Origin of the sequence: Halobacillus alkaliphilus, from assembly GCF_900113125.1 — a bacterium.
Lineage (GTDB): Bacteria > Bacillota > Bacilli > Bacillales > Halobacillaceae > Halobacillus > Halobacillus alkaliphilus.
Genome location: NZ_FOOG01000079.1, coordinates 1 through 6094, shown reverse-complemented (window position 1 = coordinate 6094; position 6094 = coordinate 1). Strand labels below are relative to the sequence as shown.

The window sequence follows — 6094 nt, the reverse complement described above, 5'->3', positions numbered from 1 at the left end:
GTTGAACGTAGCTTCGCAGATTCAAAAGAACTGCACGGGCTGCGTTATTGTCGCTTGCGCGGAAAAGAGAATGTACGCGAACAAGCGTTACTGACGGCGGCCTGCCAAAACATGAAAAAGATTGCCCTTCACCTATCCAGGGTGAGATAGGTGAAGGAGAGTCTTTTTCGGTGAAGGGCGGGCGAATACCAGGAGACTCCTGCGGAAAAACGGGCGATCCGAGACCCCGCAGTGTGAGTTTCACGAGGAGGCTCGGGCGTTCGTCCGCGGAAAGCGAGTGGTATTCGCCCGCACGATCTGCACAAAAAAAGCTTGCAGAAAAACACTGGGTTTCTCTACAAGCTGAGAAGGCATCTGAGAGATGCCTTCTTTTACGTAAAAAGTTTTATAGGGTCTCTTCCAAGTGTTCATATATTTTATCGACAAGTTCTTTCGGTGTATCTGCAATGACCCTGTCGCCCTCAACAATGGCATAAAGGCTTTGAGAACAAAGTCCGCAATTACTTAAACAGCCATATTCTATAATATCAAGATCGGGATCTTTCTCCAAAATCTCTCTTGCTTCCTGTGCACCACTGGCTAAATTATTAATACAAAACTCTATCAATGGATTCATCCACATTCACCTCTTTTTTTATACGGATGAAACCCTATATCGTTCATATTTTAACACAGGGCATAGATAAACAACAGGCGTACTTGCTTTTACCTTAAGCTTCAAGTCCTCTCGATTCCAGAGCCTGATAAATGGATTTTAATCTAGGGTTTCCTTCTCCTACAATCTCACCTTCTACGAGTACCAGCGGGTAAAAAAGTTCTTCTTCAAGTAAACGGTCGATCAGCTGCTCATCCGCTCCTGGCTGATTTTCTTCATGGAGATCATAATAATGGTAAGAAACCTTATTTTCTCCATACTTTCTTGTTATGGCTGCTTGAAGCCACTCAAAGGTTTCTTTTGATCCAGGTGCGTTTACACAACTTGCACACTTCACTTCAGCTCCATAAACGGTCAGGTTAATTTTCTTTTCACTCATTACTCTCTCCACCTTCATCAAATTCATATATTTTCATTTTACAAAACTGAGAAAAAAAGATAAAATGAAAATAGTTCTCAATCCATAAATCATCAGACTACAATAGATTTTTTGCCGATTTCGTTTTATAATGGAATTATAGAAAGGGGAAGATTGAACATGAATGAACAAGTTCAAGAAGTACTGAATAAACTTCGCCCATTTTTACTCCGTGACGGTGGAGATGTGGAGCTCGTAGATGTAGAAGATGGCATCGTGCGCTTGCGTCTTATGGGGGCTTGCGGTAACTGCCCTAGTTCTACCATCACTTTAAAAGCCGGCATTGAACGTGCCCTGGCTCAGGAAGTACCTGGCATATATGAAGTAGAGCAAGTATTTTAATACATGGTTTTAAATAGCCGGCACCTGTTAAGGTGTCGGCTTCTTTGTATTTTACTTAACAGGAGTTAATACGTTCTTACCATTAAAAAATCGGCATAAGTTGTCTAAGCATAATTCCATCATGTTGACGCGAGTTTCTCTTGTGGCTGAACCTATATGTGGAAGACAAACGACTTGATTAAGTTGAAGAAGCGGATGATCCGATCCTATTGGTTCTTTTTCAAATACGTCCAGCCCAGCTCCAGCTATTTCCTTGTTCACCAGTGCTTCGTACAATGACTGCTCATCAACCACCGCTCCCCTTGAAGCATTAATAAAAATGGCATCCGAATTCATTCTTTGGAAAGTTGCCTGATCAAACATATGATGCGTTTCAGGCGTTAGTGGTACCATACTTACAATAAAATCTGATTGCTCAATGAGTTCATCAAACTCCGTAAAGCTAGCCTCTAATTTTTCTTCTGTTTCCTTATTCCTTGACCGATTATGGTAAAGGATGTTCATATCAAACCCTTTTGCTCTTTTAGCCACTGCTTCACCAATCCGTCCCATCCCCACAATGCCTATTGTCTTATGGTGAATATCTGAACCAGCTAGAAGTAGAGGTGACCAGGGTCCCCACTCCCCTTTTTTAACAAACTCACTGGCTTCTACTATTCTTCTGGCTGCAGCCATTAGTAAACCGAAGGTAAGATCAGCTGTTGTATCCGTCAATACATCCGGGGTGTTCGTAACCGCTATCTTCTTTTCTTTTGCATAAGTGACATCAATGTTGTCATACCCAACAGCCAGGTTGGCCACAATATCCAAGGTATTAGTCTTCTCAAGCAGCTCTTGATCGATAGAATCTGTCAGCATCGTCAACAAACCGTCAGCTTGAACACTCTTCTCTAACAAAACTTCACGCGGCACAGGTTCTTCTTCTTCTGGCCACATTTCAATGTTTAAATATTTGCGGTATGGTCCAACCACAGCCTCTGGTAAAGCTCTCGTTATAAAAACATATGGTTTTTGCAAGCTTTTCCCTCCATTCATCCTATTTTCAAGACCAGTTTAACATATACTAATCCAAATCCATTCAAAATGAGTAAGACGACTATCTGAATGTTCTGATATAATTAGTGATAACCCGTAGCGTTTGTCTGGGCAGTCACACGGGTATTGATAGTGGGGAAAACCGTAGAAAGGGTGTGAGAAAGTGGCAAAAGATAAAAAAGTAACTGAACTAGAAACAACAGCTCGAGAATGGCTTGCTGATCGTGGAGTGACCATTGATGACATGGCTGAGCTTGTCCATTATTTACAATCTCAATATCATGATGAATTATCTATGGAAGAATGCCGATTTAATGTAAATAGGGTTTTAAAGAAGCGCGAGGTACAGAACGCGATCATCACTGGAATTCAAATGGATCGCCTAGCTGAAAAGAAAATGCTTGAGGAACCGTTACAGACCACTATAGAAATTGATGAAGGACTCTATGGAATAGATGAAATCATAGCCTTCTCTATCGTGAATGTCTATGGTTCCATTGGATTTACGAACTATGGATATATTGATAAACAAAAACCTGGCATACTTAAGAAGTTAAATGATAAATCATCAGGGCAATGCCATACATTTTTAGATGACATTGTAGGGGCTATAGCAGCAGCCGCTTCCAGCCGCTTAGCTCACAGCATTGCTGGCGACACTGACACAGAAGAAGATTAATACGTGATTTAAAAATACCGCGCCGAGATCGCGGTATTTTTAATTTTCTGAAACCATATTCTCATGCCCAACGTAATACACATAAATAGATATTTATTACATATATGGAAAGGTTGTGCATGACATTGCTGAAAAAAAGTTTGGTGTGGGCAGCGCCTGTTATTATCTCTATAGCAGCCCTGCTTCTATTGTTCGCAGAGAATTATTCTGATGTTACAGAGCCACCAACAGAAGGGTGGAGTCGGGGAATCGAACTTGGACTGACTCCTACTGTTACGAAGCCTCAGTTGAAATCTCTTAAAGAAGGACAGCTTGATGTTTCTTATCTCACAGAAAAAGGTGTAAAAAAAGATACATTTAACCAGGACTTTGAACTTGTATCAGAAGAAACCATATCTATACCGGTAGATAAATTCACAGAATTTTCCTGGAGTGGCCAAAACCTTATTTACTCGGATTATCAGTCGATATTCATAGGAGAAAGCGGTGAAAAATTATCGGATATCTCTGGGTTCTTCCCTTTAAAAGATCAGACCCTATATAGTAAAGACCAGGAGCTCTTTAAATTAGACACCGATACTCTAGATCCAGTTTCCATAATGGATCTCAAAAATAAGAACACCGAAATAACTGTCACAGAAACAGAGCAAGCCGCTTATATAATGACTAGGACTATAGATACGAATGGAAATCACTTAAAATTCTATGAGATTGACGGAAAAGAAGTGATTGAATTAGGAAAAGCTGATTTTCGTGTTCAAGGGACAGAAGAAATTAATGATCTTCAATTCTCAGTAAAAGATGAATCTTATTCTCTATTAGTCAGCACACTTCAAAAACAAAGCGCAGGGGGAGAGCTTACAAACTTCTATTACTTCGCCCATTCATCATTCGGCGAAGATCCACAACTTCAGAAAATTAACTTTCCTGACCCTCATTCACGTTTGGAATTAAAAGAGGTATCTGATATTGAAATGACTATGGAGGAGAACTCCGTCACTCTCTTGTTTAAAGGTTTTGGTGCTACAAAAACGACATATGCTGATTCCCCGGAATTTAACATATACAAAGCAACCTTATCCTTACAGGGAAATACTGAAGTCATACGATTGAGTAACACCCCTAGTCCCTCAGCTAAACCCGTTTGGTTTGAAGGAGCAGAGGCGGCAATTTGGGTTGATCAGGGCAGTGACAATAAAAATAAACTAATGCTTTCTTCTGCAAATCCTTCGATCATAGAGCAAGGGGATCGAATGAACCAGGATGTATTTATTCAAAGTCTTGGAAAAACTGTAGGGATGTTTTCTACAGGAATGTTCTCTATTGTTATTGCTGGTTTATGGTTTATATGGCCCTTATTTTTTATTGTGATAATAACGTTTTCCAACAGCCGAGCCATGGATCATAATCGCTCTTGGATATTTTACACAGGAACGGTGATTTACTTAGCAGCAGCCATTCTCTTTAGAGATAGTATGTTTACGACTCGCTTGATGGCAAGAGCACCAGAATATTTAAGTTTTCAGGGAAGTTCAATTATCTATCTGTTTGGCTTTGCTTTACTTACGTACTTACTCCTGTCCTATGGAGTTAAGGAGAGAGATTGGTCTGTTTTTATTCGTTTAACATATTTTATAGGTGTTCACGTAATCTTGGTTACCGTGTTTTTCGGTCCTTACCTATTATAAAATTGCACAAAAAGCAGAAGGAATCACCCCTTCTGCTTTTTTTCATTCATCCAATCCATTAAGTTTTTATATTTATATGTGGGCTGCCTGTGATAATTCTTTATCTCTTGGAATGAACTTACTCCTGTTTCCACCATCAGTGTATCCATCCCTGCATTAATACCAGCCGAAATATCAGTATGGTAATTGTCACCGATCATAAGAACCTGCTTTTTGTCGTACCCTATACGAGCAAGAGCCTGTTCCATGATGATAGATTCCGGCTTACCAATAAATACTGGTTCAATTCCAGTGCTTACGCTGATAACAGAGGTAAGAGCCCCATTCCCAGGTACCATCCCTCGCTCTGTAGGAATGGATCGATCCCCATTTGTACTGATAAAAGAAGCTCCATTTCTTACATGCAGACATGCTTTTGTCAGTTTTTCGTAACTAATATTATGATCGATTCCAATTATGACAACATCGGGATGATCATCAACCACCTCGTGACCTTCCTGAACCATGGCGTCCACCAGACCTTGTTCCCCAATGATGTGAACTTTGGAAGGCCCTTGCTGAAGACTAATATAAATAGCTGCAGCCATGCTGCTTGTCATAATTTGCTCCTTACGTGCGGGAATCCCCAGGTCATTCGATTTATCAGCAACTTGAATGGCGGTTTTCGAGGAATTATTTGTCAAGAACATAAATGGAAGTTGTTTTGTTTCTAGATATTTGACAAACTCTGCAGCACCTTCCACTCGTTTTCCACCTCGATACATTGTGCCATCTAAATCAATTAAGTAAGCTTCATAGTGGCTCATTCAATCACCTTCTTCCGTAAAATTACACACATGTAGAGTTGTTATTTAATTATGTATAAACCATGGCCTCTATAGAATTGAATTAACAGAAAAGCTCCCATTACTTGAAGACTCAGTTTCGAGGTATCTAGTTAGAGAGTTAGGTCCTGCGGGGAACGGCTCGCTTTCCGTGGTAGAGTAGAGAACTGATTTCAAAAGGGATTTCTCCCCTTTTACTTTCAGCTCCCCCTCATCAAACCGTACGTGAGGTTCTCCCTCATACGGCTTTCCGATGTTCTTCTTTCTTTGGCATTACGGTTACCCTACTTGGCTAAGCACACCAGTTGATACTGGGTTTGTTTCTTTACTTCCTCCAAATGACCATGAAGATTTCGGCGCTGTCTTTTCTTGTTGTTAAACAGAGCTAGACGTTTCAAAACATACCAGTCAATTCGATTCAGCCACTTCTTCGAGGCTGACGACAGACGATAA

At 40.4% G+C, this 6094-nt stretch carries 8 protein-coding genes; 4 read left to right on the top strand and 4 right to left on the bottom strand.

The window, feature by feature from the left end:
• Positions 1-150: transposase (locus BMZ06_RS20095; protein ID WP_175477949.1), on the top strand; the 150-nt coding region annotated here is incomplete at its 5' end.
• Between the two features lie 235 nt (positions 151-385).
• Here the strand turns inward: BMZ06_RS20095 and BMZ06_RS20090 are convergent.
• Both BMZ06_RS20090 and BMZ06_RS20085 read right to left on the bottom strand, forming a co-directional pair.
• Positions 386-616, bottom strand: a complete 231-nt coding sequence (locus tag BMZ06_RS20090) for a YuzB family protein (protein ID WP_175477948.1) — start codon at positions 614-616, stop codon at positions 386-388.
• 94 nt (positions 617-710) lie between these two features.
• The gene (locus BMZ06_RS20085) at positions 711-1034 is read right to left on the bottom strand and encodes a YuzD family protein (protein ID WP_089754990.1); all 324 of its coding nucleotides are present in this window, start codon (positions 1032-1034) and stop codon (positions 711-713) included.
• Positions 1035-1193: 159 nt separating this feature from the next.
• Between BMZ06_RS20085 and BMZ06_RS20080 the strand changes: the two genes are divergently transcribed.
• On the top strand, positions 1194-1415 hold the full coding sequence (locus BMZ06_RS20080; protein WP_014644140.1) for a NifU family protein: 222 nt from the start codon (positions 1194-1196) through the stop codon (positions 1413-1415).
• Between the two features lie 51 nt (positions 1416-1466).
• On the opposite strand, the gene BMZ06_RS20075 is transcribed toward BMZ06_RS20080, so the two are convergent.
• Positions 1467-2432, bottom strand: a complete 966-nt coding sequence (locus tag BMZ06_RS20075; RefSeq protein WP_089754988.1) for a 2-hydroxyacid dehydrogenase — start codon at positions 2430-2432, stop codon at positions 1467-1469.
• Between the two features lie 181 nt (positions 2433-2613).
• On the opposite strand from BMZ06_RS20075, the gene BMZ06_RS20070 reads away from it, so the two are divergent.
• The gene (locus tag BMZ06_RS20070; protein ID WP_089754986.1) at positions 2614-3129 is read left to right on the top strand and encodes a phosphatidylglycerophosphatase A family protein; all 516 of its coding nucleotides are present in this window, start codon (positions 2614-2616) and stop codon (positions 3127-3129) included.
• Positions 3130-3254: 125 nt separating this feature from the next.
• On the top strand, positions 3255-4817 hold the full coding sequence (locus BMZ06_RS20065) for a hypothetical protein (protein WP_139205872.1): 1563 nt from the start codon (positions 3255-3257) through the stop codon (positions 4815-4817).
• Positions 4818-4840: 23 nt separating this feature from the next.
• Here BMZ06_RS20065 and BMZ06_RS20060 read toward each other — a convergent pair whose 3' ends face one another.
• The gene (locus BMZ06_RS20060; protein WP_089754982.1) at positions 4841-5623 is read right to left on the bottom strand and encodes a TIGR01457 family HAD-type hydrolase; all 783 of its coding nucleotides are present in this window, start codon (positions 5621-5623) and stop codon (positions 4841-4843) included.
• Positions 5624-6094: the final 471 nt, after the last annotated feature.

Bases quoted from the DNA above. Each gene is read 5' to 3' on its own strand.
- BMZ06_RS20090 (WP_175477948.1), bottom strand. From the start codon at position 616: ATGAATCCATTGATAGAGTTTTGTATTAATAATTTAGCCAGTGGTGCA.
- BMZ06_RS20085 (WP_089754990.1), bottom strand. From the start codon at position 1,034: ATGAGTGAAAAGAAAATTAACCTGACCGTTTATGGAGCTGAAGTGAAG.
- BMZ06_RS20080 (WP_014644140.1), top strand. From the start codon at position 1,194: ATGAATGAACAAGTTCAAGAAGTACTGAATAAACTTCGCCCATTTTTA.
- BMZ06_RS20060 (WP_089754982.1), bottom strand. From the start codon at position 5,623: ATGAGCCACTATGAAGCTTACTTAATTGATTTAGATGGCACAATGTAT.